Source organism: Maribacter sp. C-4077, from assembly GCF_055378385.1.
Window position 1 is genome coordinate 2,654,681 of record NZ_AP038807.1, and the last position, 26,607, is coordinate 2,681,287.

General features: G+C 43.2%; 23 protein-coding genes and 1 pseudogene. 13 read left to right on the forward strand and 11 right to left on the reverse strand.

Going from position 1 to position 26,607, the window contains the following annotated elements; translation table 11 throughout:
* Positions 1 to 158: 158 nt before the first annotated feature.
* Positions 159 to 671 (reverse strand): RNA polymerase sigma factor, encoded by a 513-nt coding sequence (locus ACZ41C_RS11400; protein ID WP_464561499.1) that lies wholly within the window; start codon positions 669 to 671, stop codon positions 159 to 161.
* Between the two features lie 104 nt (positions 672 to 775).
* On the opposite strand from ACZ41C_RS11400, the gene ACZ41C_RS11405 reads away from it, so the two are divergent.
* The 4 genes from ACZ41C_RS11405 (at position 776) to ACZ41C_RS11420 (ending at position 5,701) form a co-directional block, all read left to right on the forward strand.
* Positions 776 to 2,533 (forward strand): hypothetical protein, encoded by a 1,758-nt coding sequence (locus tag ACZ41C_RS11405; RefSeq protein WP_464561501.1) that lies wholly within the window; start codon positions 776 to 778, stop codon positions 2,531 to 2,533.
* Positions 2,534 to 2,596: 63 nt separating this feature from the next.
* The gene (locus ACZ41C_RS11410; protein WP_464561503.1) at positions 2,597 to 3,073 is read left to right on the forward strand and encodes a hypothetical protein; all 477 of its coding nucleotides are present in this window, start codon (positions 2,597 to 2,599) and stop codon (positions 3,071 to 3,073) included.
* A gap of 286 nt (positions 3,074 to 3,359) precedes the next feature.
* Complete coding sequence (ffh, locus tag ACZ41C_RS11415; protein WP_464561505.1) at positions 3,360 to 4,691, forward strand: signal recognition particle protein; 1,332 nt, start codon at positions 3,360 to 3,362, stop codon at positions 4,689 to 4,691.
* Between the two features lie 125 nt (positions 4,692 to 4,816).
* Positions 4,817 to 5,701 carry a bifunctional 5,10-methylenetetrahydrofolate dehydrogenase/5,10-methenyltetrahydrofolate cyclohydrolase gene (locus tag ACZ41C_RS11420; protein WP_138257370.1) on the forward strand — a complete coding sequence of 295 codons (885 nt, stop codon included), beginning with the start codon at positions 4,817 to 4,819 and terminating at the stop codon, positions 5,699 to 5,701.
* A 96-nt stretch (positions 5,702 to 5,797) separates the two neighbouring features.
* On the opposite strand, the gene ACZ41C_RS11425 is transcribed toward ACZ41C_RS11420, so the two are convergent.
* On the reverse strand, positions 5,798 to 5,935 hold the full coding sequence (locus ACZ41C_RS11425; protein WP_161595318.1) for a hypothetical protein: 138 nt from the start codon (positions 5,933 to 5,935) through the stop codon (positions 5,798 to 5,800).
* A gap of 474 nt (positions 5,936 to 6,409) precedes the next feature.
* Between ACZ41C_RS11425 and ACZ41C_RS11430 the strand changes: the two genes are divergently transcribed.
* The 4 genes from ACZ41C_RS11430 to ACZ41C_RS11445 all read left to right on the forward strand — a co-directional run bounded on the left by ACZ41C_RS11430 (position 6,410) and on the right by ACZ41C_RS11445 (position 10,967).
* The gene (locus ACZ41C_RS11430) at positions 6,410 to 8,140 is read left to right on the forward strand and encodes an alpha/beta hydrolase-fold protein (protein WP_464561508.1); all 1,731 of its coding nucleotides are present in this window, start codon (positions 6,410 to 6,412) and stop codon (positions 8,138 to 8,140) included.
* Entirely contained in the window at positions 8,133 to 8,753 is a 621-nt protein-coding gene (locus ACZ41C_RS11435) for a DUF2306 domain-containing protein (RefSeq protein ID WP_464561510.1), read from the forward strand. Before ACZ41C_RS11430 ends, ACZ41C_RS11435 begins: the two co-directional genes overlap by 8 nt.
* 171 nt (positions 8,754 to 8,924) lie before the next feature.
* Positions 8,925 to 9,983 (forward strand): glycoside hydrolase family 43 protein, encoded by a 1,059-nt coding sequence (locus ACZ41C_RS11440; RefSeq protein WP_464561512.1) that lies wholly within the window; start codon positions 8,925 to 8,927, stop codon positions 9,981 to 9,983.
* A 12-nt stretch (positions 9,984 to 9,995) separates the two neighbouring features.
* On the forward strand, positions 9,996 to 10,967 hold the full coding sequence (locus ACZ41C_RS11445) for an aldo/keto reductase (RefSeq protein ID WP_464561514.1): 972 nt from the start codon (positions 9,996 to 9,998) through the stop codon (positions 10,965 to 10,967).
* A gap of 1 nt (position 10,968) precedes the next feature.
* Here the strand turns inward: ACZ41C_RS11445 and ACZ41C_RS11450 are convergent.
* Positions 10,969 to 11,205 (reverse strand): annotated as a pseudogene (locus tag ACZ41C_RS11450) (VOC family protein); the annotation flags it as partial.
* A gap of 281 nt (positions 11,206 to 11,486) precedes the next feature.
* Here ACZ41C_RS11450 and ACZ41C_RS11455 point away from each other — a divergent pair.
* The gene (locus ACZ41C_RS11455) at positions 11,487 to 15,332 is read left to right on the forward strand and encodes an Ig-like domain-containing protein (protein ID WP_464561516.1); all 3,846 of its coding nucleotides are present in this window, start codon (positions 11,487 to 11,489) and stop codon (positions 15,330 to 15,332) included.
* A gap of 155 nt (positions 15,333 to 15,487) precedes the next feature.
* Here the strand turns inward: ACZ41C_RS11455 and ACZ41C_RS11460 are convergent, their stop codons facing one another.
* From ACZ41C_RS11460 to ACZ41C_RS11480, 5 genes are all read right to left on the reverse strand, one after another.
* A complete protein-coding gene (locus ACZ41C_RS11460) occupies positions 15,488 to 15,913 on the reverse strand; it encodes a VOC family protein (protein WP_138257374.1) in 426 nt (141 codons plus the stop codon).
* Positions 15,914 to 15,916: 3 nt separating this feature from the next.
* Positions 15,917 to 16,168 (reverse strand): DUF7218 family protein, encoded by a 252-nt coding sequence (locus tag ACZ41C_RS11465; protein WP_154917006.1) that lies wholly within the window; start codon positions 16,166 to 16,168, stop codon positions 15,917 to 15,919.
* Positions 16,169 to 16,229: 61 nt separating this feature from the next.
* A complete protein-coding gene (locus tag ACZ41C_RS11470; protein WP_464561519.1) occupies positions 16,230 to 17,069 on the reverse strand; it encodes an alpha/beta fold hydrolase in 840 nt (279 codons plus the stop codon).
* Between the two features lie 48 nt (positions 17,070 to 17,117).
* The gene (locus ACZ41C_RS11475) at positions 17,118 to 17,672 is read right to left on the reverse strand and encodes a hypothetical protein (protein ID WP_464561521.1); all 555 of its coding nucleotides are present in this window, start codon (positions 17,670 to 17,672) and stop codon (positions 17,118 to 17,120) included.
* A gap of 100 nt (positions 17,673 to 17,772) precedes the next feature.
* Positions 17,773 to 19,284: a helicase HerA-like domain-containing protein gene (locus ACZ41C_RS11480; protein ID WP_464561523.1), complete on the reverse strand. Its 1,512-nt coding sequence runs from the start codon at positions 19,282 to 19,284 to the stop codon at positions 17,773 to 17,775.
* Between the two features lie 238 nt (positions 19,285 to 19,522).
* Between ACZ41C_RS11480 and ACZ41C_RS11485 the strand changes: the two genes are divergently transcribed.
* The gene (locus ACZ41C_RS11485; RefSeq protein WP_464561525.1) at positions 19,523 to 21,283 is read left to right on the forward strand and encodes a PQQ-dependent sugar dehydrogenase; all 1,761 of its coding nucleotides are present in this window, start codon (positions 19,523 to 19,525) and stop codon (positions 21,281 to 21,283) included.
* Between the two features lie 165 nt (positions 21,284 to 21,448).
* Positions 21,449 to 22,063 carry a 7-carboxy-7-deazaguanine synthase QueE gene (locus ACZ41C_RS11490; protein ID WP_138257709.1) on the forward strand — a complete coding sequence of 205 codons (615 nt, stop codon included), beginning with the start codon at positions 21,449 to 21,451 and terminating at the stop codon, positions 22,061 to 22,063.
* 9 nt (positions 22,064 to 22,072) lie between these two features.
* On the opposite strand, the gene ACZ41C_RS11495 is transcribed toward ACZ41C_RS11490, so the two are convergent.
* Both ACZ41C_RS11495 and ACZ41C_RS11500 read right to left on the reverse strand, forming a co-directional pair.
* Positions 22,073 to 22,942, reverse strand: coding sequence for a hypothetical protein (locus ACZ41C_RS11495; RefSeq protein ID WP_138257380.1), 870 nt, complete (start codon positions 22,940 to 22,942; stop codon positions 22,073 to 22,075).
* A gap of 45 nt (positions 22,943 to 22,987) precedes the next feature.
* The gene (locus ACZ41C_RS11500; protein WP_464561527.1) at positions 22,988 to 23,701 is read right to left on the reverse strand and encodes a class I SAM-dependent methyltransferase; all 714 of its coding nucleotides are present in this window, start codon (positions 23,699 to 23,701) and stop codon (positions 22,988 to 22,990) included.
* A 73-nt stretch (positions 23,702 to 23,774) separates the two neighbouring features.
* Here ACZ41C_RS11500 and ACZ41C_RS11505 point away from each other — a divergent pair, with 73 nt between their 5' ends.
* Both ACZ41C_RS11505 and ACZ41C_RS11510 read left to right on the forward strand, forming a co-directional pair.
* Positions 23,775 to 24,269: a YkgJ family cysteine cluster protein gene (locus ACZ41C_RS11505; RefSeq protein WP_464565750.1), complete on the forward strand. Its 495-nt coding sequence runs from the start codon at positions 23,775 to 23,777 to the stop codon at positions 24,267 to 24,269.
* Positions 24,270 to 24,310: 41 nt separating this feature from the next.
* Positions 24,311 to 25,159, forward strand: a complete 849-nt coding sequence (locus tag ACZ41C_RS11510; protein WP_464561529.1) for a sterol desaturase family protein — start codon at positions 24,311 to 24,313, stop codon at positions 25,157 to 25,159.
* 209 nt (positions 25,160 to 25,368) lie between these two features.
* On the opposite strand, the gene ACZ41C_RS11515 is transcribed toward ACZ41C_RS11510, so the two are convergent.
* Entirely contained in the window at positions 25,369 to 26,607 is a 1,239-nt protein-coding gene (locus tag ACZ41C_RS11515) for an exo-beta-N-acetylmuramidase NamZ family protein (protein ID WP_464565752.1), read from the reverse strand.

Below are 26,607 nucleotides of genomic sequence, written 5' to 3' on the forward strand. Positions count from 1 at the left end.
AAATTCAAATACAAGAATCAAGTTCAAAAACAGGAGTCAAGTTCAAAAATGAAATTTTTAACTTCACTATCACACTATCACACTATCACACTATCACACTATCACACTATCACACTATCACACTATCACACTATCACACTAACTCGTAGCCCCAAATTCTAAATCCCCTCAATCTTTTCCCGAAGCGTTTTCAGGGCCAAGTGCATTCTTTTTTCAATGGCCTTGACGCTTACGCCCTCCATTTCCGCGATTTCCGCATATTTTTTTCCATCAATGCGATTTAACAGGAAAGTGGATCGCTGATTATCGGGAAGGTCGTTAAGGGCCCGCTCCAATTTCGTCTTGAATTCATTCTCCTCCATTAGAAACTCTGGGGACTCATGGGTGGTCTTAAGAGATTTATCGGCATATTTAAGACGCACCTTTTCCGCCTTGAGAACATTTAAGTAAAGATTGTTGGCTACCGTATATAAAAACGACTTTGCTTTCTCTGGGGCGACCTTGGCACAGTTCTCCCATAATTTTACAAAAGCTTCCTGCACGGCATCGTGTGCCTTCTCCTCATTTCCAAACTTATAATATATATAGTTGAATATCGTTTTGGAGCTAGCATTGAACAAAGCACTGTACGTACTTTCATTACACACATTTTGAGGGTCTTCTGCTTTCAAGGTCCTTTTTTTTCAAAGATATTTTAAAAAAAATTAAAAAAGCGGGTAGGGTTTTTTTTCAATGCGTTGTTTCAGTGGTAAATAATAAACAATACCAAATCGTTATGAAAAAGTTTTTAAGTTTTGCTTACCTGAGCATTTTAGCGGTGGCACTGAGTTTTACCTCATGCCAGGATGAGTTTGAAGAAATCAATACGGGCGAGGAAGCGGAAGCCATTACGGCAAGTTCTGCCGCCGGTATATTGATACAGAATACTACCGCTAGGGACGGTTCTTTTGATAACATTGTAGACGGCACTAGCTGTTACGATGTAAAGTTTCCCTATACGGTTGAGGTAAATGGCCTGGAATTGACCATCAATTCTAGGGAAGATCTAAAATTGATAGAGGAGATTTTTGATGAAGTGGATGACGATGAGGACTTTTTGGAGATTCTTTTCCCTATCACCGTTACTTCGGGTGATTATACCGAGCTAACCATAAATGGTTTTGAGGATTTACGGGAGTTGGCCCAGCAGTGTAAGGAGGGCGGTGAAGATGACGATATCGAATGTATAGATTTTGTATATCCCATGACCCTGTACACCTTTGATATCAACCTAGAGCAGACTGGGGAGGTGACCGTGGAGAGTGACAGGCAATTGAGGCTTTTCTTCAAAGGGCTGGAGGATAACGAGCTCGTAAGTTTCGATTTCCCCGTTACTTTGGAGTTGTACGATAGTTCAAAGATCGAGGTGAACAGCAATGAGGAATTGGTCATGCAGATTAGAAACGCCAAGGATGCATGTGACGAGGACGATGATAATGACTACAACGACGATGATTTTGATGACGAAGATTTGGAGGAGTTTTTGGTTTCCTGTCCTTGGTACGTACTTGAAGTGATAAGGGACGACGTTAGTGAGATCGCACAATATGTAAATTACTATTTCGACTTCAAGGCAGATGGAACCGTAAACGTTAGTAACCGATTAGGTTTTGAAGCCAACGGTACTTGGTCTTCCATCATGGGAGATAATGGTCCCAAAGTGACCTTGAATATAGAAACCTTATCGGGCTTCAATATGGAGTGGACCATCTATAAAACTGAGGAAGGTGTCATCAAGTTCTATAATGGGGAAAGAAACCGAATCTGGATGCGTAGGGATTGTGAAGGAGACGGTATTGGATTTGATCCAGAGAATTTAAGGAACATTCTAAGGGAATGCGAGTGGGTCATAAAAAAAGTGGAGAATCAGGGTGAGGAGATCGACCGTCTATTAGGGTACGAGTTCAAGTTTATGGCTGAAGGCGTTGTCACCTTGAGCAATGGGGTAAATACCTCAGAAGGTACTTGGGAGATCGGATTCAACCTACAACAAAAATTGATCATTGCCATTACAATGGGGGATGAGCCCGGTGTAAGTTTTGAATGGCCCGTGCGTGAATTGACCCAAAGTAGGTTGAAGTTTGAAGTGGAGGAAATTGACTACGAATTGATACTCCAAAGAGTTTGTAATGATAATTCCGATGATGCCGATGTCTTGGAAATTAGAAACTTCATGATGGGTGGCGACTGGATAGTGGCTTCCTATATAGATGGTGAAATTGATGAGACCATTGATTTTGGAGGGTATAGTACAGCCTTTATGCCAAATCTACAAATGGAACTGAAAGAAGGAGGGGAGGTATATGCCACAGGACTTTGGAGAGTTTTGAGAAACAGGGATGGTAAACTTAAGGTCTACCTAAATTATGGAGACAATATGCCTATGAACGAATTAACGGATGACTGGGACTTTGTTTCCGTTGCCCAAGGTAGATTGGAGTTGAAGGATATTAATGATGATGGTACCATTACCACACTTGTTTTGGAAAAATAAATAAGTAGGGTCTACGGAGCCTTGCGCTTCGTAGGCCTTTTTAATCAATAATCAATTGTAAAAATGAACAAACTAAAAAAAATAAGCTTGCTTTTGATGGCCGTTACGGGCTTCCTTTTCCTATCCTGTGAATCTTCGGATGATTCAGACGGTGTAAATGGTATGGTAAACGTGGAGCAGGTTAAGTCTACTGTAACTTCAGGTACTTGGCGAGTAACACTTTACGAAGAGGAAGGGGTCGATGAGACTAATTATTTTTCGGATCATACATTTGTCTTTGAGTCGGACGGTCGTTTAATTGCCGATAACGGTGAAACCTCCGTTTCCGGGGCATGGTCCATTACTTCGGATTCCAGTAGCAGTGACGACGACAGTAGTTCTGATGACGATGTAGATTTTAACATATTTTTTGCCTCACCGGCCAATTTCGCGGAGATTTCAGAAGATTGGGACATCGTTTCCTTTTCCAGTGCGCGAATCGAACTGAAGGACGAAAGTGGTGATGGAAGTATCGACCGCTTGGTTTTTGAAAAAATATAGTCCATAAAAATAAAACATCCAAAAATACACCACCAGCAGTAAAGAGTTGGGCCTCGTTGGTGGTGTTGATGGAGGTTTTCTGGGAAAACGATTAAATGGGAACTTAACTCAAGTTGATATACTTCCCGCTATGTTACTATTGAAAATGTAATACCTTTTTTGCCCCACATCCCAGCGTTAAGAGCATCCCAAAACGGATGCTCTTTTTGTTTACAGATTTTGGTAGCGTTTATGCCCGTTTAGCAATGATATTCTTAAATTTGCATTCCCCTTAAAACGGAAAAGGATGTTTGATAATTTAAGCGAAAAGTTGGATAAAGCCCTGCATGTTCTTAAAGGACATGGGCAAATAACGGAAATCAACGTTGCGGAGACGACCAAAGAGGTACGTAGGGCCCTTTTGGATGCGGATGTCAATTTTAAGATCGCGAAGGAATTTACCAATCGGGTGAAGGAAAAGGCGCTGGGCCAAAACGTTTTGTCTTCGTTGCAGCCAGGGCAGTTGATGGTGAAGATTGTAAAGGACGAGCTTACGGCATTAATGGGCGGCGATTCTGAAGGTATCAACCTATCCGGTAATCCATCGGTTATATTAATGTCCGGTTTACAAGGTTCCGGTAAGACGACCTTTTCGGGGAAATTGGCGAATTTTCTAAAGAAGAAAAAATCCAAAAACCCTTTGTTGGTGGCATGTGACGTGTATAGACCCGCGGCCATTGACCAATTGCACGTAGTTGGGGAACAGATCGGTGTGCCTGTGTATTCGGATAGGGACAATAACGACCCCGTGGCGATTGCCAAGGCCGGTATTGCCAAGGCAAAGGCGGAAAGTCATAATGTGGTCATCATAGATACCGCCGGTCGTTTGGCGGTGGACGAGAAGATGATGAACGAGATATCGGATATCCATAAGGCCATCAATCCGCAAGAAACCTTGTTCGTAGTGGATTCCATGACCGGACAGGATGCCGTCAACACGGCCAAGGCCTTTAACGATGTATTGAATTTTGACGGTGTTATCCTTACCAAGTTGGACGGTGATACCCGTGGCGGTGCTGCCATTTCCATAAAATCGGTCGTAAACAAGCCCATCAAGTTTATCGGTACAGGTGAAAAAATGGAGGCTATCGACATTTTCTATCCTTCCCGTATGGCCGATCGTATTTTGGGCATGGGTGATGTGGTTTCCTTGGTGGAAAGGGCCCAGGAGCAGTTTGATGAGGAGGAGGCCCGGAAGATTCAGAAGAAAATCGCCAAGAACAAATTCGGTTTTGACGATTTCCTAGGCCAGATCCAACAAATCAAAAAAATGGGGAACATGAAGGACCTTATGGGGATGATTCCCGGCGCCGGTAAGGCCCTTAAAGGTTTGGATATTGACGATGACGCCTTTAAGCATATCGAGGCCATCATATACTCCATGACCCCGGATGAACGTTCAAATCCTTCCAAACTGGATGCCAGCAGAAAAAGGAGAATCGCCAAGGGTAGCGGCAGGGAGGTGCAGGAAGTAAACCAATTGCTGAAACAATTTGACCAAATGAGCAAGATGATGAAGATGATGCAAGGGGGTGGCGGTAAAAAGATGATGCAGATGATGAGCGGTCTTGGACGTTAACATCGGATAACCAATAATAAAAACAGCGCATTGGCCGTAAACCGACGCAATTTAAAACGAAGAACCCGGGTAAATTTGTAGTGTAATGTACTGCCTACTTAAATTGCCTATTGAATACGTACTACATGGAAATTCTTGACGGTAAAAAAATTTCAAATCAGATAAAGGATGAAATAGCCGCTGAAGTGGCAAAGATGCGTGAAAGAGGGGAAAAGGTCCCGCACTTGGCCGCGGTCATTGTAGGGAGCGATGGTGCCAGTCTAACGTATGTGGGTAGCAAAGTAAGGGCTTGCGAACGTGTAGGTTTTGAATCTACCATGGTACGAATGCCCAGCACCACATCTGAACAGGAATTATTGAAGAAGATCCATGAACTGAACGAGGATAAAAATATAGACGGATTCATTGTCCAGTTACCTTTGCCGGAACAAATCGACACACAAAAGGTCATTATGGCCGTGCATCCAGATAAGGATGTGGATGGTTTCCACCCCATGAACTTTGGTAAAATGGCCTTGGATATGAGTACGTTCATTCCGGCAACCCCATTCGGGATTTTGGAACTGTTGGAACGCTATCAGGTAGATACAAAAGGCAAGCATACGGTCGTAATAGGCCGAAGCCACATCGTAGGAAGGCCCATGAGCATTTTAATGGGGCGAAAAGGGTGGCCGGGAAACTCCACCGTAACCTTGACCCATAGCCACACAAAAAATATTACCCAGATAATTTCCCAGGCAGACATTGTCATTTCGGCCCTTGGTGTGCCAAATTTCCTAAAGGCAGAGATGGTCAAGGACGATGCGGTGGTCATCGATGTGGGAATCACCAGGGTTCCGGACGATACCAAGGAAAAGGGCTATTACATTACCGGTGACGTAGACTTTGAAAATGTGAGCAAAAAGGCCTCGTTCATAACCCCCGTTCCGGGAGGTGTTGGCCCCATGACTATTGCCATGTTGCTTAAAAACACCCTATTGGCTCGAGAAAGGCATAGGAGCAGGGAATAGAAAAAACCACTTTAAATACAAGAACCCTACAATTAAAATTGTGGGGTTTTTCGTTTTGTAAACCTTCGCTAAACGCTAAACGCTAAACGCTAAACGCTAAACGCTATTGACCTGCCCAGTTTGTGTGGTGTCATTCGGTCTTAAGATATCCAAGTCGTTGCTGTCGTCATATTCGCAACTACTAACGGTAAGGATTCCCAAAAAAATAATAACAATGGCAGATAGTTTTTTCATTCGTCTAAATTTAGGTTAACAGCTTGTTTTTTAAACATTTACTTTTATAGGGATATTTAACCCCGGATTATGTTTTAAAAAAGCTGTTACAGCAAAAAATCGCTTCAAAATAAAACGCTAGGCTGTATTTTCAATTTCACCATAGCGGTGCTATGCCAAAATTTCCAAACCACTTTATTTTATTGCGCTTTTTACCTTCACGACGCTCTCCTAATGCATATTCCGGGTTAACTTATCTTAATAAATCCCTCGATTAGGGTTTCATAACGTTCAGGATTTGGGTGTGCTTTTTAATAGGATTCCATTGCTAAAATCCTATGCTAGTATAAAACGAATGGTTTTGATAAATGGTATGTTCGTATATACTTGGAAACAGCTTTTTTGACATCATTTTTGGTGGTCCTTTACAAAAGCAATGCAGACTTTTGCAATCTTGTGGAAATGAAGTACCTTTTTATCAAAAACCGACCTAAAATGATTAGAAGTTTTTGTCTCGCCTGTATTGCCCTTTTACTATTGGGTTCTTGCCAAAAAGTCAAGGAAACTACCTATAGCGTCAACGTACGTTTTTCCGAAGCCGCCAGCCCAGAAGCAAAGGATGGTAGGCTTTTGCTGATGTTTTCTTCCGATGACAGTAAGGAACCCCGTTTTCAAATCAACGATGGCCTTAACACGCAATTGATCTTTGGAATGAACGTGGATAGCATGGATCCAGGTAAGCCCATTACCTTTGACGAAACTGTTTTTGGATATCCGTATCCAAGCATGGCAGATATTCCGCCAGGCGAATACAATGTGCAGGCCTTGCTACATGTTTATGAAACGTTTAACCTAGCTACCGGCCATACCGTAAAATTGCCCATGGACAATGGCGAAGGGCAGCAATGGAACAGTTCTCCCGGTAATTTGTATAGTAAGCCCTTTAAGATTCGGGTGGGCAGCAATGGTATCGCAAATGTGAGCGTGGAGATGGATCAGGTAATACCACCGATTGAAGAACCTGAGGATACGGAATGGATAAAGCACATTAAGATGAAGTCCGAAAAACTATCGGAATTCTATGGTCGGGATATCTATCTAGGCGCTCATGTTTTGTTACCGAAGGGTTTTGACGAACATCCCGAAGCAAAGTATCCCCTGATGGTCTTTCACGGACATTTTCCTTCGGATTTTAGTGGCTTTAGGACCACACCTCCGGACCCGAATCTCGAACCCGATTATTCCGCTAGGTTCGATATGAAGGGTTACAACATCATCCAGCAGCAGGAGGCGTACGACTTTTATAAGAGATGGAACGAGCCCGATTTCCCTAGGTTTTTGATTATCGAAATTCAGCATCCAACACCTTATTATGATGATTCCTACGCCGTAAATTCGGCCAGTCAGGGACCCTATGGCGATGCCATTACCTATGAACTGATACCCTACATAGAAAAGGAGTTCAGGGGTATGGGCAAGGGATGGTCCCGCTTTTTGTATGGAGGTTCCACGGGTGGATGGGAGGCCTTGGCCGTTCAGGTGAAATATCCGGAGGAATACAACGGATGTTTTGCGGCTTGCCCGGATCCCATCGATTTTCGGGCGTATTGCCTTACCAATATCTATGAGGATGAGAACGCCTATTACTATGACGCCGCCCATAAAAAGTTGGAAGTACCTTCCCATCGGGATTATTTGGGGAATATCCAATCCACGTTAAGGCAGGGAAACCATCTGGAATTGGTGTTGGGTGATAAGTCCAGATCTGGGCAACAATGGGATATTTGGGAAGCCACTTACTCTCCCCAAGGCGATGACGGCTATCCAGTTAGAATTTGGGATAAAATGACGGGGGAGATTGACCACGAGGTAGCCGAATATTGGAAGGAAAATTACGATCTTCGATATATTATGGAGCGCGACTGGGATAAATTGGGGGAGAATCTCAAGGGGAAAATTCACATTTATTGTGGGGATATGGACAATTATTACCTAAACAATGCCGTGTATTTAATGGAGGATTTTCTGGAGAGCACCACGGATCCCTATTATGAAGGGGAAGTATTGTACGGAGACCGGGCCGAGCATTGCTGGAACGGAGATCCAGAGCTGCCCAATGCCATCAGTAGGTTGCGATACAACTCCATGTACGTGCCAAAGATCATGAAACGAATTGCGGAAAGTGCTCCCAAAGGAGCCGATTTGACAAGTTGGCGCTATGAATAGGACGAATAAGGTAGCATGGTTTGTATTTGGGTTTTTGGCCATAGGTGTGGGGCTATATCCATTAATGTATGTATTTGCCCAAGAGGAAATAGGATTGTTGCTGTCCAAAAGTCAGGAATTGCTGGCCAATGTAATTTGGAATATTGGATTCTTCGGTCATATCCTTTTTGGAGGAGTGGCCCTTATGGTTGGTTGGGTACAGTTTAGTAAACGCTTCAGGAATGCCAACCTTGCCAGGCATAGGCTTGTTGGAAAAATATATGTCGTATCCGTACTTATAAGTGGAATTTGTGGTGGTTTTATTGCCTTTTATGCAACTGGCGGCCCTATAGCAATGACAGGCTTCTTTCTGCTTGCCGTTTTTTGGTTGTATTTTACCATTACGGCTTATAGGGCGGCTAGGGAACGGGATTTTGAAAAGCACAAGGTCTTTATGATTTATAGTTTTGCTGCTTGTTTTGGTGCGGTCACGCTGCGCATTTGGCTTCCTTTATTAACAATGCTTATAGGTTCCTTTGAGCTCGCTTATCGCATTGTGGCATGGTTGGCATGGGTGCCTAACCTTGTTTTTGCCTATTACTGGGTGCGTCGCAAAGGGCTTTCAATAGGCTAAAAATTCTTGAATTTTATGAACGGTGTTCCGGGCTTGATTGGTAATTGAATATCTTACCGCAAAATCTAAATGAAACCCTCATCGAGGGATTTGTTATGGTACGTTAAATATCGCTACCAAAGGAAATGTTTAAGAATCAAGCTATTGACCTAATTTTAAAAGTATGAAGCTATGGCCAAAATAAAATTCCTGATGATGATCTGTAAATTGTTCCCTCGGTTTGTTTCAGTTCTCTTGTTGTTAGGGGGAACCTTGGTCAACGGTCAAAACGAAAAATCAGGTCAAATGTCCGGCAACCCCATTTTTGAGGGATGGTACGCCGACCCAGAAGGTGCGGTTTTTGAGGATGAATATTGGATCTATCCTACTTTTTCGGACGATTATGACAAACAATTGCATTTTGATGCCTTTTCCTCCCAAGATCTTATCGAATGGAAAAAGCATGAAAATATATTGGATACTACAAAGATTAAATGGTTGCGGCAGGCCCTATGGGCCCCTTCCATTATTGAAAAGGACAAAAAATATTACCTGTTCTTTGGTGCCAATGATATACAAAGACCTGGCAGGTCATCTTATGACCCCAATAATGATATCAACCATTATGGTGGCATCGGCGTAGCTGTGGCCGATACGCCAGGAGGTCCCTTCGAAGATTATTTAGGGGAACCGTTGATATCCGATTTTTATAACGATGCCCAACCAATCGACCAATTCGTTTTTAAGGATGTGGACGGGACCCATTATTTTTTCTATGGAGGTTGGAGCCATTGCAACCTTGGTAGATTAAATGATGATTTTACAGGTTTTGTGCCTTGGGAAGATGGTAGTATCTTTAAGGAGATTACGCCGGAAGGTTATGTGGAAGGTCCTTTTATGTTTTTACGTAGGGACATCTACTATTTTATGTGGTCTGAAGGTAACTGGACGGATGGTAGCTATCGCGTGGTGTATGCGATGGCAGATAAGGCTACAGGACCCTATAAACGAATCGGGACGGTATTAGAATCCGATGAATCTGTTGCTACGGGAGCCGGCCATCATTCAGTAATCAATGTGCCCGGAACGGATGAATGGATCATGGTGTACCATCGAAGACCCATTCCCAATGAGGATAGGGACCATCGGGTGACCTGTTTGGATAATATGGAATTCAACAAAGATGGAACCATCAAGCCCGTAAAAATTACCTTTGGAGGCGTTGAAAAAAGAACAATCGGAAGTAAATAAAAAATAGTAAGAATGAAGTACAGAAGGTTTGGAAAAACGGATTGGCAAGTAAGTGAAATAGGATACGGTATGTGGGGCATGGCGGGTTGGAAAGCTTCGGATGATGAACAATCTGCCAAGTCCCTTGATTTGGCCGTAGACAACGGCGTTAATTTTTTTGATACGGCATGGGGTTATGGCGAGGGACATAGCGAGGAACTTTTGGGCGACCTCGTAAAAAGACATCCCACCAAAAAACTTTATACGGCAAGTAAGATACCCCCAAAGAATTTTCGATGGCCCGCCAAACCGGAATATGCTTTTGAGGACTCCTATCCTACGGACCATATCATGGAATACACCCATAAAACGCTTAAAAACCTCGGACTCGAACAAATAGATTTGATGCAGTTTCACACGTGGGACGATACCTGGAGCGAGCGGGAAGAGTGGCAGCGGACTGTTGAGGATTTGAAAAAGTCCGGTAAGGTTGCGGCTATGGGAATCAGTATGAACCGTTGGGAACCTGAAAATGGCATTTTGGCACTCGAAACGGGATTGTTGGATGCCGTACAGGTTATCTACAATATTTTTGATCAGGCACCGGAGGACAAACTTTTCCCGCTTTGCGAGAAACTGGATATTGGGGTCATAGCGAGGGTTCCTTTTGACGAAGGGACGCTGACGGGTAATTTGACCAAGGAAACCACGTTCCCGGAGGGAGATTGGCGGGGTACCTACTTTGTCCCGGAAAATCTATATTCTTCCGTTGAACATGCAGATGCCCTAAGGCCCCTTATACCACAAGGTATGACCATGGCGGAGATGGCCCTTCGTTTTATTTTGGAGAACAAACATGTGGGCACCACCATACCGGGTATGCGAAAACAGCGCAATGTTTTGGCCAATACGGCCACCAGTGATGGTAAATCCCTACCAAAGGAATTAATCAAGGAACTTAAAAAACACCGTTGGGACAGGGTCCCCACTTCTTGGTCACAATAGACTATTTGGCGAATAATTGCCCCATGTCCTTGAACGCCTTAAACTCCAAGGCGTTACCGGCAGGGTCCAAAAAGAACATGGTAGCTTGTTCGCCCACTAGGCCCTTGAACCGAATATAAGGCTCAATGACAAACTTTAAGCCTTTCTGTTTTAGTTCTTCGGAAAAGCTTTCAAAGGTGTCCCGGGGCAATACCACACCATAATGTGGAACGGGGACATCGTGTCCGTCCACGGGGTTGTGTTATAGGTATAGCATTTTTCAAGTTTGAATTTAACCGTAATTAACATTTAAGTTATATACTATCAAGGATTTTGGTTTGACATTATTAATCAAGTTCGTTTTAATTAGGGCATGTATAAAAAATTAAACACTTCGAACTTTAACGAGTATTGATGGTAGTTTATCGAAAATCGAATTCTCCAAAAGGTAACATGACAAATATCATAATTGGGCCTTTTAGCTAAAACTATTTTTACGACTAACATTTTGACTGTAAGCTTAGTAATTAGCCAACAACTATGAAAAAAAATCTACCTCAATTCAAATTACTTTATATATTCACGTTTGTTATATTACTCTTTTCCTTTATACCGTACTTTGCGGGACCAGGTTTAACAGATGCTGAGCCAATTGGCAGTTTTTTAAATGGAAATTTTCCAAGTGAACCTCTTGAAGCCAAACCATACAGAAAAGCATTTCCAAACCTGACATTTGATTCACCCATTACCTTTAATGCAGTCCCTAATAGCGACCGTATTATTATCGGGCAGCGCGACGGTAAAATTTTCTCGTTTCAAAATGATGAAACCACTACTATTAAAGAGTTGGTCGCTGATTTCTCATATGATGTGGGAACTCCTTTAGATGGCGGATTTTTAGGCACTGCAATTCATCCTCGTTTTGGGGAATTGGGTAAGAATCATCTGTATATGTGGTATTCCACAAGAGATTCATTAGGAGGTCATCAGCCTCATGGTATGGCCAGTGGATTTGGTTGTGATCAAGAAGAATGGTTTTGGGGAAACCATTTGGTGTTAAAACGCATTGAGCTGGATCCTGTAACTTTTATAATGGTGCCAAATTCAGAATTGACAATGATACAAGTACGTATGTATGGATCAACGCATCGAGGGGGTGGAATGGTATTTGGCGACGATGGCTTTTTATACCTTACGACCGGGGAGCAAACAGGCTATGCCAGAGCTCAAAATCTTGAAAATAATATTGATGGAGGAGTGCTTCGTATTGATGTGGATATGGACCCTGCAAAAAGCCATCCCCCAATACGGAAAATGCAGGATGCCTCCATTTATAATGATGAGTTTTCGGGCGTTGAATATTATATTCCCAACGACAACCCCTTCTTAAGCCCAAATGGCGCAACCTATGAAGAGTACTATACCATTGGTCACAGAAACCCTTATCGAATGACCAAAGACCGTGCCACTGGTACCCTCTACATAGGTGAGGTGGGGGAAAGTAATCATGAAGAAATCAACATTGTACAATCAGGAGCTAATTATGGTTGGCCAGTTTTTGAAGGTAATGACCCGGGTCCAGTAGGTGCTGAGGGTTGTACTACCTTATATAATGATATGGTCGATACCAAACCCCTAGTTTCATTTCCTAGACAAGATGCCAATTCCTTGATTGGCGGCTATGTGTATAATGGCACTGAAGTACCTAGTTTGGTAGGCAAATACGTTTGTGCGGATTTTGGAGTAGGCGAAGAAATCTGGAGCGTAGATACCAACTCTGGGACTTATTCTTTATTAACGCAGTTCTCGCCAACAGATATTATTTCTTTTGGTGAAGATCATTTTGGCGAACTGTATCTGTTAAGTTACGGTGATGGTGTTTCTTTATATAAAATTACTGAACCACAAATTGATTCGAGCCAAATACCCACATTGCTATCAGAAACTGGTATTTTTTCGGATATGATTAATTTAACACCAAGCGATGGAGTTTTGCCCTATAACATGGTAGAGCCTTTTTGGTCTGATGGTGGTCTTAAACGTAGATGGTTTTCTGTACCTAACGACGGAGCTTATGATACACCAGAAGAACAAATTCAATTTACTGAGAATGGTGATTGGGAATTTCCAATAGGTTCTGTACTGGTAAAACATTTCGATTTTGCCATAGATGAAAGGGACCCTACCGTTCTACGAAGATTGGAAACACGTGTTGAAGTAAGGGCCAATGATGGTTCTTATTATTACCTTTTGTACAAATGGAACGAGCAGGGTACGGATGCGGTATTGTTGGATGGGGCATATGAAGAGGATGTTGTAATTACACAGGCCGATGGTAGTACCCGAAACCAAACCTGGTACTACCCCAGTAGACAGCAATGTTATGAGTGTCATGGAAACTTTGGTGTATTAGGTCCGGCAACCCGTTATTTGAATACTGACGAGACTTATAAAACGGGCATTACGGCGAATCAATTGGTTACCTACAGTTATTTAGGATTGATAGAAGAAACAATAACGGATGGGATAGCGGCAACGTACCAAACTCACAAAGCGTCTAACGACCTAACGGCAAGTTTAGAGGAAAGGGCACTATCGTATTTGGATTTGAACTGCGCCTACTGTCACAGACCTGGGCGTTCAGGTGAACGGGCAGCATTCGATTTACGGTTGTTCAATACATTAGAACAGACAGGTTTATTGACAGCGGAAGCTAATACACCAATTTATGGCGTAAACGGTACTAAGATAGTAGAGCCGGGTAATGCGGCGCAATCCATACTGTTTCATAGGACCAATTCGGTAGACCCAACCATAATGATGCCTCCTTTAGGTAAGAGCGTAATTGATGTCCCAGGTGTTGCATTGGTAGAAGAATGGATAAACTCGTTAACCAATCAGACCACTGTAGTTGATATTCCTGAAGCTAATTATATCATTACCAATGTGGGTAGTGGTAAGGTCATGGAAATTGCAGGAGCCTCTCTGGATCCCGTTGCAGACGTTGTTCAAAATACTGCTAACGGTGCGTTAAGTCAAGAATTTACCATTGAAAAGTATGGGGATTACTACGGAATTAAGTCCGCGTACAGTAATTTTTATTTTGATACCGAAGCAGATGGGCAAAGCTCAGGTACCAATGTGATTCAATACTTTGGAAATGGGGAGGATAATCAACGTTGGAAATTTGAAGATGTTGGAAACAATATGTTTGCCATCAAAAACAAATCTAACGGCCATTATTTAGGAGTCCAGAATAATGTTGGTATGGATGGGGCGAGTGTAAGGACCTATTATAACGATGGCTCTGATTATATGCGATGGATCTTGGTACCTGTCTCAGGTGTTGTTAGTGTTACGGGTGTTTCGGTCGATCCTTCAAGTGTAGTTATCGGTGAAGGTGAATCTTTTCAACTTACGGCAATAGTATCACCTTCAAGTGCTACTGATACCAGTGTAGGCTGGTCCTCGAACAATGAAGCCGTGGCCACGGTAGGTCCCATCGGAACGGTTACGGCCGTATCCCCTGGCACGGCCACCATAACGGTCACAACAGTTGATGGCGGTTTCACGGCCACTTCAGAGGTAACGGTCAACGAACCATCTGTAGCGGTCACGGGCGTAAGCCTAGACCCGGCCGCGACTACCCTTCCCGTTGGGCAGTCCGTTGATTTGGTCGCAACGGTCGAACCTACGAACGCCGATGATATTTCGGTGACATGGTCCTCGGACAATGAAGCCGTAGCAACGGTAGGTCCCAACGGAACGGTTACGGCCGTATCTTCCGGCACGGCCACCATAACAGTCACAACAGTTGATGGAGGTTTTACGGCCACTTCAGAGGTAACGGTCAACGAACCATCTGTAGCGGTCACAGGTGTTACGCTAACTCCAGGGATGGCAAGTCTGAATGAAGGAGAAGTTATCAGCTTAATGGCTACAGTCACTCCTGAGGATTCGGATAATACTTCTTTGATATGGTCATCAACAGATGAGACCGTAGCAACTGTCGATCAAAATGGTTTCGTAACTGCAATTGCAGAGGGAAACACTACCGTCACTGTTATGACAAATGACGGAGGATTTGAAGCTTGGACTGTGATTACCGTTCTCTCATTGGGTGAAAGTAACGTTGGTAAGAACCCGGTTGTTTACCCGAACCCTACTAGCGGAATTTTACAATTGGATTTAAGTCCTTACTCAAATAAGGAAACGAATATATTTGTGTTTAACGAATTACAACAGTTGGTTTATACCAAAAAGTTTCCTCAGGACCACTTGGATACTGAAGAAATTGATATTGGGCAGTTTTCCGTAGGAGCTTATTATATGGTTTTTGAAACTGATACGGACAGGGAAGGAAAGATTTTTTTAATAAGAAAGTAAAAAAACATTATCGTGGCTATCTAAAACGTAGCAATGAATGTCTGGTTTAGCTTGTGGAAGTATGCTAACCGACTGAAAGGAAAAAGCGGTTTCAACAAGCTAAACCAGACAACATGGACAAATTAAACTTTTTAGATAGCCTATATATAAGGAAATTATTTAGCAAATAATTGCCCCATGTCCTTGAACGCCTTAAACTCCAAGGCGTTACCGGCAGGGTCCAAAAAGAACATGGTAGCTTGTTCACCAACCAGCCCTTTGAACCGAATATAAGGCTCAATGACAAACTTTACGCCTTTCTGTTTTAGTTCTTCGGAAAAGCTTTCAAAGGTGCCCCAGGGCAATACTACCCCATAATGTGGAACGGGGACATCATGACCGTCCACAGGGTTGTGGTGAAGCGCTTCCATTTCGGATTTAGGTTTGTAGTGGATGACCAATTGGTGCCCAAAGAGGTTAAAGTCGACCCAATGGTCGCTACTTCTTCCTTCTTCGCAATTCAAGACTTCTCCATAGAATTTTCTGCATTCCGCCAGGTTATGCACCGGAATGGCAATGTGAAAGGGTGAAACGTTGTTCATTGTTCAGTTATTTCTTAAGGCCGAAATTAACTCTTTTTTGTTCATTTTGGAACGTCCTTCAATTCCAATTTCGGTGGCTTTTTTATAGAGTTCCTTTTTGGTCCTTTCTTCATACTTGGGGGCTTTTCCGCCTTTCTCTCCAGAATCTGGCGTGTTCGCAATTCTTGCGGCCTTCTCTTTGCTGTACCCTTTTTCTACCAGCGCCTCGTACTGCTCCTCGTTCTTAATCCTTGATGTATTCTTTTCTTCAGCCATTTTTATTTTAAAATTAACCAAAGAAGTGGAGGTAGAAGAGGCTATTGGGCAATTGGGTTAATTAACCTTGTAAAAAAGCAATGATTTTCTTGTTGACCTCCTCTTGGTGCATGGAGTGGCCCAAACCTTCGGTGGAAATAAAAGTACTTTCTTTCCAAACGGCGTGCACCTTTTCTGAAGCGTGGTACGGGGTGATCTTATCCCATCGGTCGTGAAATAGCAATCCTTTTTTGGTGTTCGTCAATACGAATTTGGAAGACGAAAATTCCCGTATGGTAAATCCGAACCGATTTTTGACATACTCTTCAAGAGCCTTTAGCATTCTATCCGAAAGTCCCAAAAGTTCCTTAAAATGGCCAATGATTTCATGGAATTCCGAAGGGGAAGCGATGGTCACTATTTTTTCGATTATGTCGTTGGGATTTTCGTATTCGTTGAAAAGTATGGTCATACCCCCAACCGAGTGCCCAATTAGATGGACCGGTTTATAGGTTTGTATCATATGTTCCAATACTTCGGCATATAGAGGAACATATAGATATTCACCCGATGAATACCCATGTCCGGGGGCATCAAAAGCGATGACATTATAATCGGCCTTCGTCAATTTCTCCAGTAATTTGTGCCATCTCCATGTGTTGCTCTCCCAACCGTGTATCAAAAGAACAGTTTCCTTTTTGCCGGGCCAATTATACGTCTGTATCGAATGGCCGGATACATCTATTCGTTCGTGTTTTACGGGGTCTAGATATTCTTTCTGATGGGGCGAAACCCTGCCTTTTCTGACCTTTGTAAAGATGGTGAAGGCTTTTTGGGCGGCGTTTTTCGGACTTACATACACGTATACATTCAACAAAGCACCGTATAATTTGGGAATGAGCTTTTTATACAAGGCTTTCATGGAATATTTCTTTAAAGTTAGAGGCCGGAGGTTTTTGGCAACCGATACTTAATCCCAACCTACCATAAGGTATTTGATTTTTGCCGCATCGGGGATTTGAACGGCCTCAATGTTCGTATTCGCTTGATAGCGCAGGTTATCCGGCAATTGCGCTTTGTCGATCGTGAAATAGATGTCACTATCCTTAAGCAGGATGATCACATTGTTGATGGAAGAAATTATCTTTTTTATTTCATATTTCTCCTGAATATCCTTGAAGGTGCTTTCAATGCTGATACCTTTATCGGTCTTGAACCGTTTATCGTTGATCAAAACATTTTGGATCGTAGGAATACTATCCGTATTGGGTGTAAGCGTGAGCAGTAAGGCACCTCCTTTTTCATAAATTTTAATTTTACTGGAGCCGTTACCAAAGTTGGACTGTATGGTATCCCTAACCACGGAGTCGTTTTCGTAAATAAGATCTAGATCCCTGGCCAAGCTTGTTTTATCCAATTTGCCCACGGCATCTGTAGAAATCTTAAATGTTTTGTCATCTTCTTTAGTGCACTGCGCGATGATGATTATAGAAAAAAGGATCAGGATGGTTTTGATTGATTTCATGTATTTGTAGATACAGTTTATAGGTCATACTTCAACGTTGCTCATTATTAGGCTTATTATTTTGGGTGTCCCAGGTTAGTGTCATGGTCCTTTCGTATAATTAGCGCATGACTTTTTTTAATACACCCAAGACTCCCCTTATAAATGTTGCACTGGTGAGTACCTTGATTACCGGGTTCTGTCTGGTACTTCTTCTGGTAGGGGTACTTCTTCGTGGGGTCTGGGCTTTTTCTTTTTCCTTTTGGGCAAGTTCCTCCGCTTTTTCAATTTTCTCGTTTAATATTTCGTAGGCACTCTCGCGATCGATTACTTCGCTATATTTTTTTACCAATTTGGAATTGTCGATGAGCTCCTTTAGTTCAGATTCCGATAAGATATCCATCCGGCTCATGGGTGCCCTCAGCAAGGTGGCCGCCAAGGGTGTGGGCCTTCCTTTTTCGTCCAATGCTGAAATCAAGGCTTCCCCGATGCCCAAGGATGTTAGCACTTCCTTGGTGTCGTAATAATCTGAAATAGGATAGTTTTCGGCCGTAAGTTTAATGGCTTTTCGGTCCCTGGCTGTGAAGGCCCGTAGGGCATGTTGTACCTTTAAACCCAATTGTGCCAACACTTCGTTGGGTACGTCCGTTGGGTTTTGGGTCACAAAATACAGCCCGATTCCCTTGGAGCGTATCAGTTTTACGATACTTTCTATCTGATCCAAAAGGGCCTTGGAGGCTTCGTTGAAAATAAGGTGTGCCTCGTCTATGAACAAAATCAGTTCTGGTTTTTCGCTATCGCCAAGTTCTGGGAAGGTATCATATATCTCCGCCAATAAACTCAGCATAAAGGTGGAAAATAGTTTGGGCCTGTCCTGAATATCTGTAAGCCGAATGATATTGATATATCCCCGTCCATTTTCATCGATTCTGGTAAGGTCATTGACTTCAAAGGATTTTTCACCAAAAAACAGGTCGGCTCCCTGTTGTTCCAACTCGATTATTTTTCTTAGGATCGTTCCAGTGGAGCTGGTTGAAATTCGCCCATATTCCTCCGTAAATTCCGATTTGCCCTCGCCCGTAGCATATTGCAATACTTTTTTAAAGTCCTTGAGATCTAATAGCGGTAATTTATTGTCGTCACAGTACTTAAAGATTACCGCAACAATCCCTTCCTGGGTTTCGGAAAGATCCAGAATTCTTGAAAGCAGTATCGGTCCAAATTCCGAAACCGTGGCCCTTAGCTTTACCCCGTCCTGTTCTGAAAGGGATAGAATCTCCACGGGAAATTTTTTGGATTCGAACGGAATTCCAATTTTGGCATGGCGCTCGTCAATTTTTGGATGACCGGGACTTGGTTGGGCCAATCCGCTCAAATCGCCCTTCAAGTCCATCAGGAGAACAGGAATACCCTTGTCCGATAAATTCTCGGCCAATACCTGTAAGGTTTTGGTCTTGCCGGTTCCCGTAGCCCCCGCGATTAGACCGTGTCGGTTCAAGGTTTTCAAGGGAACCTTTACCAAAGCATTGGTCATTGCTTCCCCGTTCAACATTGCGGCACCCATCGTTATATAGTCGCCTTTGGTAGCATATCCGTTTTCAATATGTTCAAAAAATTCCTCTTTGGACGCCATACTCAAAATTTTTGCTAAAAATAGCGGATTTTTGAGCAAAAGAAAAAGGGAATGTATACCTTGAGGCAAAAAGGTGCCACGGTCTCCATTTCTGTCCCTTGTTTTTGGGACGCAATGTGTATCTTAGGGCTTGGGAAGTGTGGCTTTCCTTACCACAGGATTTGTTTAATAGTACTATTCTAGGGAGGGTCAAGGGGGATTTTCCACGGATTACCGATACATCATTTAAAAAGGGATAATGTCATTTTTTATACCAAAAGGCCATGTTTTAATGCTTTTGGGCCTTAGTTTCGCCTTTTTTTCGTGTAAAAGCAATGGTGAAAAGGATATTGCCAATACAGGAGACCAAGGGAACACCTACCGTCAGGATGAACTATCCGTACAGGAAGGCATGCAATTGTTCAATACACATTGTGCCAGTTGTCATGATTTTAATGCAAATAACATAGGACCAAGTTTGGCCGGTGTAACCGGAGAGGTAGATAAGGCCTGGCTTATCGATTTTATAAAAAATCCCAAACATAAAATAGAGGCCGGTGACGTAAGGGGTGTACGACTCTATGAAACCTATGGTACGTATATGCCGGGTTTTGAGTATTTTTCCCAGGATGATTTTGAAGCCCTATTAGGTTTTGTACATAAGTATTCCGAGGCGGAAAAAAAGAGTAAAAGAAAAAGGTCCGGTGCCATTACGGATCCCATTCCTGAAAAAATAACCCAGTCCAATCTCTTGCTGGTTTTGGAAGAGGTGCTTCAAGTACCCGCCAGTACAGATCATCATCCTAAGGCCCGTATCAATAAATTTTTTGCCTTGCCCACACCTGAAGGGGAACGACAGTTTATTGCCGATTTGAACGGTATATTATACGAGGCCAAGGAATCTACGGTCAGCAGCTATCTGGATATGGCCGTGGAACTACCAAATTTCATCAATGTTCCCGGTTTTGGTACGGGTCTTGGCAGTTTTGATTTTCACCCCAATTTTGATGAAAACGGACTACTGTATACAACCCATACTGAACCTGCCCATACGCGAAAGGCAGATTTCCCACTGCCTGATAGCCTAAAGGTTGCATTACAATGGGTACTTACCGAATGGAAGGCAGAAGACCCCTTATCCTCAAAGTTCAAGGGAACAAAAAGGGAACTGCTACGGGTTGATATGATAGGTAGCGCGCACGGATTTCAAGAGGTTTCCTTCAATCCCATGGCAAAAAAGGAGGATGCAGATTATGGACACCTATACCTCGGTGTTGGTGATGGTGGTGCTATTTATGCCGATCAACCTCAATTAGTAGGCCAAAAGGATCAGATATGGGGATCGGTAATCCGAATTGACCCTTTGGGAAGTAACAGCGATAATGGTCAATACGGAATTCCTTCGGATAATCCCTTTGTTGGGAATGGAGAAGGTATTCCGGAAATATGGGCTTATGGTTTCAGAAACCCCCATCGGATTTCGTGGGATGGCAAGGATCCGCGTCGCATGTATGTTTCCAATATAGGCAGGCATAGTATAGAAGAAGTGAACCTTGTGGAAAAAGGACGTCATTATGGTTGGCCTAACAGGGAAGGTACCTTTTTATTTGATTCCAGTGCCAATACGGAGGTCGTATATCCGCTGCCCAAAGATGACGAGGGCTATGACTATCCCATCATACAATATGACCACGATGAGGGCAATGCGGTTTCAGGAGGCTTTGTTTATCACGGTACGTTGGAAAAGCTCGAGGGCAAGTACCTTTTTGGCGATATTCCAAGGGGCACCCTTTTTATTGCAGATGTAGATAATGTCACCAACGGCCATCAGGCAAACATCCAAAAAATGGAATTTCTATTTAACGGGGAGACCACCACCTTTGATGCCTTGTTGGGTGGTGCCCGTGTAGATCTTAGATGGGGTATGGACAGTACGGGGGAACTCTATCTTTTTACCAAATATGACGGCAAGGTTTATAAGGTAGTAAATTGTATCGCCAAAGAGGGGCCTTCAAGCTAAAATTGCTCCCCTTGGCTGAAAACTATGCCCACGTCTTTTCCTATCTTTGCCAGATGCAACCCTCGCTGAGGGATTTTTTATGGCAATCTAAATAGTTCCAATAGTAGAATTCATTGATTGTCATAATAGTAATAAAAAATTAAACACGTGAGAACAAAGGAAACCATGGCATTGGTGGACCAGGGGCTGCTACTACCCTTAATGGAGGAGTTCTATACCATTCAGGGAGAGGGATTTCACAAGGGTACGGCTGCCTATTTCATAAGGGTCGGTGGATGTGATGTTGGATGCCATTGGTGTGATGTGAAGGAGAGTTGGAACGCTGAGACACATCCGCCTACAGATATAGATCACATAGTCGAAAATGCGGCAAAATACTCGGATACCATTGTGGTCACGGGGGGTGAGCCCTTGACGTGGGATATGGGACCTTTGACGGAAAAGTTGAAAGCCCGAAACCTGAAAACCCATATCGAAACTTCGGGGGCATATACACTGACGGGAACTTGGGATTGGATCTGCTTATCGCCCAAAAAGAACAAATTACCTGAGGGGCGGATTTACGATGAAGCCCATGAACTCAAAGTGATCGTTTACAACAAGCACGATCTGATTTTTGCCGAAGAACAGGCCGCCCAAACGAACAAGGAATGTATCCTTTATCTTCAGCCAGAGTGGAGTGTACGGGAGAAGGTGACCCCACTGATTGTTGAATACGTTATGAAAAACCCCAAATGGAAGGTTTCCTTACAGACCCATAAGTATTTGAATATTCCTTAGACAAAGAAACTATCTGGCCCCATTGCCTTGGATATCTTCAATACAAGCGGCATCCAAACCCGGAATTTCAACAGATCTGCCCGTTTTTGAGGGCTGCAAAAGGCGCATCACGGTAGTACCCGATAATACACATGCCGGATTGAGATTCGCAGCATAGGTACTTTTTTTAGGCTCTAAAATAGATTTTCCCGAAAGCGTAAATTGCAGTTCCGCGCGCATTAGGCATCCATCCACATTGCAGTGGTTTTCCGCAGCGGTATCCTCATGGTCTGACAAAGCCGGGGTGCCCAAATCGACCAGACCAAAAAGATGTCCGAATTCATGGTTCAGGGTAGCCGCCTCTACATCGGCATTGCTAACCAAGATACTTTGGGCGGCCAATCGCCGGATGGTGGCTTCATGAATGATCATCGAAGTATTTCTGTACACAGCGCCCAAAGTAACCAAACCCTCCTCCGGCTCGTCATCCTCCGCAGGAGCATCGGAAAAATAAATATAGACAGCCAAAGTAGAGCCATTACTGTAAGCGGTCCTGTTCTCACTTTCTAAATCTGCGATTTCCTGAAGGGTAAGATTTTCCTCATTTGGAGATTCCAATTCTTGGTATATAAATTCAATGTCCTCTTTGAAGGTGTGTAGCCTTAAAAATTTCGTAAAGTCCGAAATAGCCGTAGTCGTCGGCCTAAGCCCGGAAACATAGGCAATCTCTATTTGAAGTTTATCGTATGTGTCATTGGAGAGTATATCATTGGCGGAATCCCCCGTACCCTTTAAATTTAAGGTTTTGTCGATACGTACATCCGGTTCGGTAGTGTCCTTTGAACAGGAACCCAATAGGATAATAAGCACCAAAAGGGACACTATTTTAAACTTTTTCATAATCAACTTTTTCAATAGCACAACGTTAAAGATACTACAGAAGTATCACAAAAAGGTCAAACGGGCCAAATAGTCGTCGCTCTCGCCTTGTTTTACCATTTCGCAATTCAGACCGTTAAACGTAGCCGCTCTTTTTAAGGTATTAAAATCTACGTACAACCAATCAAAAGGTTCACTTTCCTCGTTTTTATAGCGCATCGTAAAAGTCACCTCCCCGTAATAGTCCAGGTGCTGCGGAATCCAGTAGCCTCCATCTTCTTCGTCTGATTCGTACATATATAAAATATCGCTGGAATCCAATAAAACCTGTCCATTGGGCTGGAGCAACCGCTTCATCTGGTTCAAATACGGATTTAGGTTTTTTAGTTTTCCGGTAATCCCGATGCCGTTCATCAATAGCAGAAGCGTATCGTATTTTTGTCCGTCCAAACGTAGAAAATCGGTGTGTATGGTTTTCAATAACCCTCGCTGTTTACAAACGGATATCGCACCGACGGATGCGTCAAGACCGGTTACTTCAAATCCTTTGTCCTGCAAATAGAGGCTATGGTTACCGGCCCCGCAGCCTACATCCAGTACGGTACCTTTGCAATGCCCCAAGGCAACTTGTTCCAAAAGGGGCATTCGTTTAAAATTTCTGAACATGAAAGGAAGTGGTAATTGGTCCTCCTCGTCCAAGGAAGAATAAGTGATGATATCTTCCGTATATTCCAGATTATGGTAATCCAAAAGGGCCCTGCCCAAAATATCCTTTGACAATTTTCTAAATTTTGTCCAACAAAAGTCCCCTTTTAAAAAGTACTTACCTAGTTTTGGAGCGAAAATTTGGATGATGGATAAGGTACTGAAACAACTTCCGCAATGGGCTTCCGATAAAAAGGGCGAGAACAAGAAATTCTTTGCCAAATTAAGGAAGAAACCGCCCAAGAAATTGGATTATGTGATGCAGGAATTGCACGAAACCGAATTTGATCGGACGGATTGTCTTACCTGCGCCAATTGCTGCAAGACCACGGGTCCGTTGTTCACCAATGCCGATATTGAACGGATTGCAAAACATTTTAGGATGAAGCCCCAGCAATTTATCGATGCCTATCTGCAAATTGATGACGAGAATGATTATGTGCTGCAAGAAGTTCCTTGTACTTTTTTGGATGCCGATAATTATTGCGCCATCTACGATGTTCGACCCAAGGCCTGTAGGGAGTTTCCCCACACCGACCGGAAAAAGTTCCAACAAATAAGCCACCTCACTTTAAAGAATGTAGCCATTTGTCCTGCAGCCTTCAATATTGTAGAGGAAATGAAGAAGCGGATTTCCCTATAATCTAGTTTAAAGAAACTGCTTGATTTCTTATATTTAATGCTATGGAACAATTAATTCAATACTTTGAAACGATTCCTTCGGCGCATCGTTCCCTGATTCTCGTAGGAGGTATTACCTTTTTTTGGGTTTTGGAAGGTATTGTTCCGTTATTCACGGTACGCTATAAAAAATGGAAACATGCCGTTCCCAATTTCTTTTTTACCCTTACGACCATCGTCATTAATTTTTTTCTAGCGTTTTTGTTGTTGAAAACTGCAGATTGGACCGTGGGAAATGATTTTGGCATTCTTAATTGGCTTCCGGCCATGCCCTTGTGGTTATACGTACTGCTTGGGGTGATGCTGTTGGATTTAATCGGGGCGTATTTGGCCCATTGGGTGGAGCATAAAGTAAAACCTTTGTGGATGGTCCATTTGGTGCACCATTCCGATCATCACGTGGATACGACCACCGCAAACAGGCACCATCCGTTGGAATCGTTTGTACGTTATCTATTTACGCTGCTTGGAGTGCTTTTGGTAGGGGCGCCTATTGGCATCATCATGTTATATCAAAGCTTGTCGGTCGTACTCTCGCAATTCAACCACGCCAATATCAAACTACCTACAAAATTGGATAAATATCTGAGCTACATCATTGTTTCTCCGGATATGCACAAGGTGCACCATCACTATGTATTACCTTATACGGACAGTAATTACGGAAACATTTTTGCCATTTGGGACCGATTGTTCGGCACCTATATGTATTTGGATAGGGAATCGATCGTGTACGGTGTGGATACCTTCCCAGATGAAAGGGAGAATTCCAGTATATCCGGATTGCTAAAACAGCCTTTTCATAAATACCGTAGGCCCACAACGGTTGGGGAATCCAAGTCTGCATTATAACAAACCCTTGTATTTTATTCTGAGTGGAGCCCTTTCACTTTTTGTTATTCTGAGAGTAGTGTTCTCTCTTTTTTGTCATTCTGAGTGGAGCATAGCGGAACGAAGAATCTATTGCATGTTCGGGGCTATCAACTTAGACTGCGATATCTTCGAGGATTCGTTGCTACAATAGATACTTCACTATGTTCAGTATGACAAAGAAACCAATACTACTCATACATCAAATACTTGGCCCGTATTTTCTTGAATTTCTCCAATTCCGGCTGCCAAGAAGCCTTTATTTCCGCTTCCGTAAGCCCCGACTCAATTTGCTTTTGAAGTACCGGGGTGCCGGCGTGCTTTGTAAATCCATCGGTCAAAAAGAACTTACTTTTATCTAGGGTGTTTTTATAGGCATCCAAAATCCATTGCAAGGAGACTTCGTTTATTCGCGGGGTATTGGAGAGGTCCTTACCATAACACTTCTTTCCTTCTTCCTTGGGATATTTACTACCAAAATTGGGTTCCGGAACATAGGAAAAGCTATAGGCGGTGGAATCCATAAAGGACGCTCCATACCGCTGAAACTGAAATTCCGTACCGCGACCTGCATTGACATTGGTCCCTTCAAAAAGACCGAGACTCGGGTAGAGATTTATGGAAACATCGTTCGGTAAATTGGGGGAGGGACGTATTGGGATTTGGTAAATTCGTTCGTGTGTCCAGTTTTCCAAGGGAATAACCCTTAGGTCACATTTCCTGCCTCCTTCCAACCAACCTTCTTCATTGATCATGTTGGCGTATTCGCCAATGCTCATGCCATACACCAAGGGAATTTCGTTCATGCCCAAGAATCCGGTGTGTTCCTTTTGCATGGTGGGGCCATCTACATAATGGGCGTTCGGGTTAGGTCGGTCCAAAACCAGAACGGGAATAGTATTTTCGGCACAGGCTTCCATAATCAATTGTAGTGTGGCGATATACGTATAGAATCGGGTTCCAACGTCCTGTATGTCGAATAGGACCACATCCAAACCCGCCAATAGTTCCGCCGAAGGTTTTCTGTTTTTTCCATAGAGGGAAACAATGGGAAGCCCCGTCTCCTCATCCGTACCGCTTTCCACTTTTTCGCCGGCATCGGCCTTGCCACGAAAACCGTGTTCCGGTGAAAACACCTTTTTTATATCGACATTTAATTGCAACAAGGAATCGACCAAGTGGGTATATCCGTTTTCCTTAAATATCACCGAGGTCTGGTTTGCCACAATGCCCACCGATTTCCCTGCCAACAGCGGAAGATATGCATCGGTTCTATTGGCCGCTACAATAATGGGTTCGGGTTCCTCAAGCAGCGTCTCCTCGGCCGAAACCTGAGAAGTGTCCGCATCTTTTTTGCCCGAGTTTCCACAGGAAATGCAAATCAAAAAAGATAAAAAAAGGGTATTTTTGAATCGGTATAAAAACAACAT

Excerpts from the sequence above, each read along its gene's own strand:
- ACZ41C_RS11405 (WP_464561501.1), top strand. The coding sequence starts at position 776 with ATGAAAAAGTTTTTAAGTTTTGCTTACCTGAGCATTTTAGCGGTGGCA.
- ACZ41C_RS11410 (WP_464561503.1), top strand. The coding sequence starts at position 2,597 with ATGAACAAACTAAAAAAAATAAGCTTGCTTTTGATGGCCGTTACGGGC.
- ffh (WP_464561505.1), top strand. The coding sequence starts at position 3,360 with ATGTTTGATAATTTAAGCGAAAAGTTGGATAAAGCCCTGCATGTTCTT.
- ACZ41C_RS11420 (WP_138257370.1), top strand. The coding sequence starts at position 4,817 with ATGGAAATTCTTGACGGTAAAAAAATTTCAAATCAGATAAAGGATGAA.
- ACZ41C_RS11425 (WP_161595318.1), bottom strand. The coding sequence starts at position 5,935 with ATGAAAAAACTATCTGCCATTGTTATTATTTTTTTGGGAATCCTTACC.
- ACZ41C_RS11430 (WP_464561508.1), top strand. The coding sequence starts at position 6,410 with ATGATTAGAAGTTTTTGTCTCGCCTGTATTGCCCTTTTACTATTGGGT.
- ACZ41C_RS11435 (WP_464561510.1), top strand. The coding sequence starts at position 8,133 with ATGAATAGGACGAATAAGGTAGCATGGTTTGTATTTGGGTTTTTGGCC.
- ACZ41C_RS11440 (WP_464561512.1), top strand. The coding sequence starts at position 8,925 with ATGGCCAAAATAAAATTCCTGATGATGATCTGTAAATTGTTCCCTCGG.
- ACZ41C_RS11445 (WP_464561514.1), top strand. The coding sequence starts at position 9,996 with ATGAAGTACAGAAGGTTTGGAAAAACGGATTGGCAAGTAAGTGAAATA.
- ACZ41C_RS11455 (WP_464561516.1), top strand. The coding sequence starts at position 11,487 with ATGAAAAAAAATCTACCTCAATTCAAATTACTTTATATATTCACGTTT.
- ACZ41C_RS11460 (WP_138257374.1), bottom strand. The coding sequence starts at position 15,913 with ATGAACAACGTTTCACCCTTTCACATTGCCATTCCGGTGCATAACCTG.
- ACZ41C_RS11465 (WP_154917006.1), bottom strand. The coding sequence starts at position 16,168 with ATGGCTGAAGAAAAGAATACATCAAGGATTAAGAACGAGGAGCAGTAC.
- ACZ41C_RS11470 (WP_464561519.1), bottom strand. The coding sequence starts at position 17,069 with ATGAAAGCCTTGTATAAAAAGCTCATTCCCAAATTATACGGTGCTTTG.
- ACZ41C_RS11475 (WP_464561521.1), bottom strand. The coding sequence starts at position 17,672 with ATGAAATCAATCAAAACCATCCTGATCCTTTTTTCTATAATCATCATC.
- ACZ41C_RS11480 (WP_464561523.1), bottom strand. The coding sequence starts at position 19,284 with ATGGCGTCCAAAGAGGAATTTTTTGAACATATTGAAAACGGATATGCT.
- ACZ41C_RS11485 (WP_464561525.1), top strand. The coding sequence starts at position 19,523 with ATGTCATTTTTTATACCAAAAGGCCATGTTTTAATGCTTTTGGGCCTT.
- ACZ41C_RS11490 (WP_138257709.1), top strand. The coding sequence starts at position 21,449 with ATGGCATTGGTGGACCAGGGGCTGCTACTACCCTTAATGGAGGAGTTC.
- ACZ41C_RS11495 (WP_138257380.1), bottom strand. The coding sequence starts at position 22,942 with ATGAAAAAGTTTAAAATAGTGTCCCTTTTGGTGCTTATTATCCTATTG.
- ACZ41C_RS11505 (WP_464565750.1), top strand. The coding sequence starts at position 23,775 with ATGGATAAGGTACTGAAACAACTTCCGCAATGGGCTTCCGATAAAAAG.
- ACZ41C_RS11510 (WP_464561529.1), top strand. The coding sequence starts at position 24,311 with ATGGAACAATTAATTCAATACTTTGAAACGATTCCTTCGGCGCATCGT.
- ACZ41C_RS11515 (WP_464565752.1), bottom strand. The coding sequence starts at position 26,607 with ATGTTGTTTTTATACCGATTCAAAAATACCCTTTTTTTATCTTTTTTG.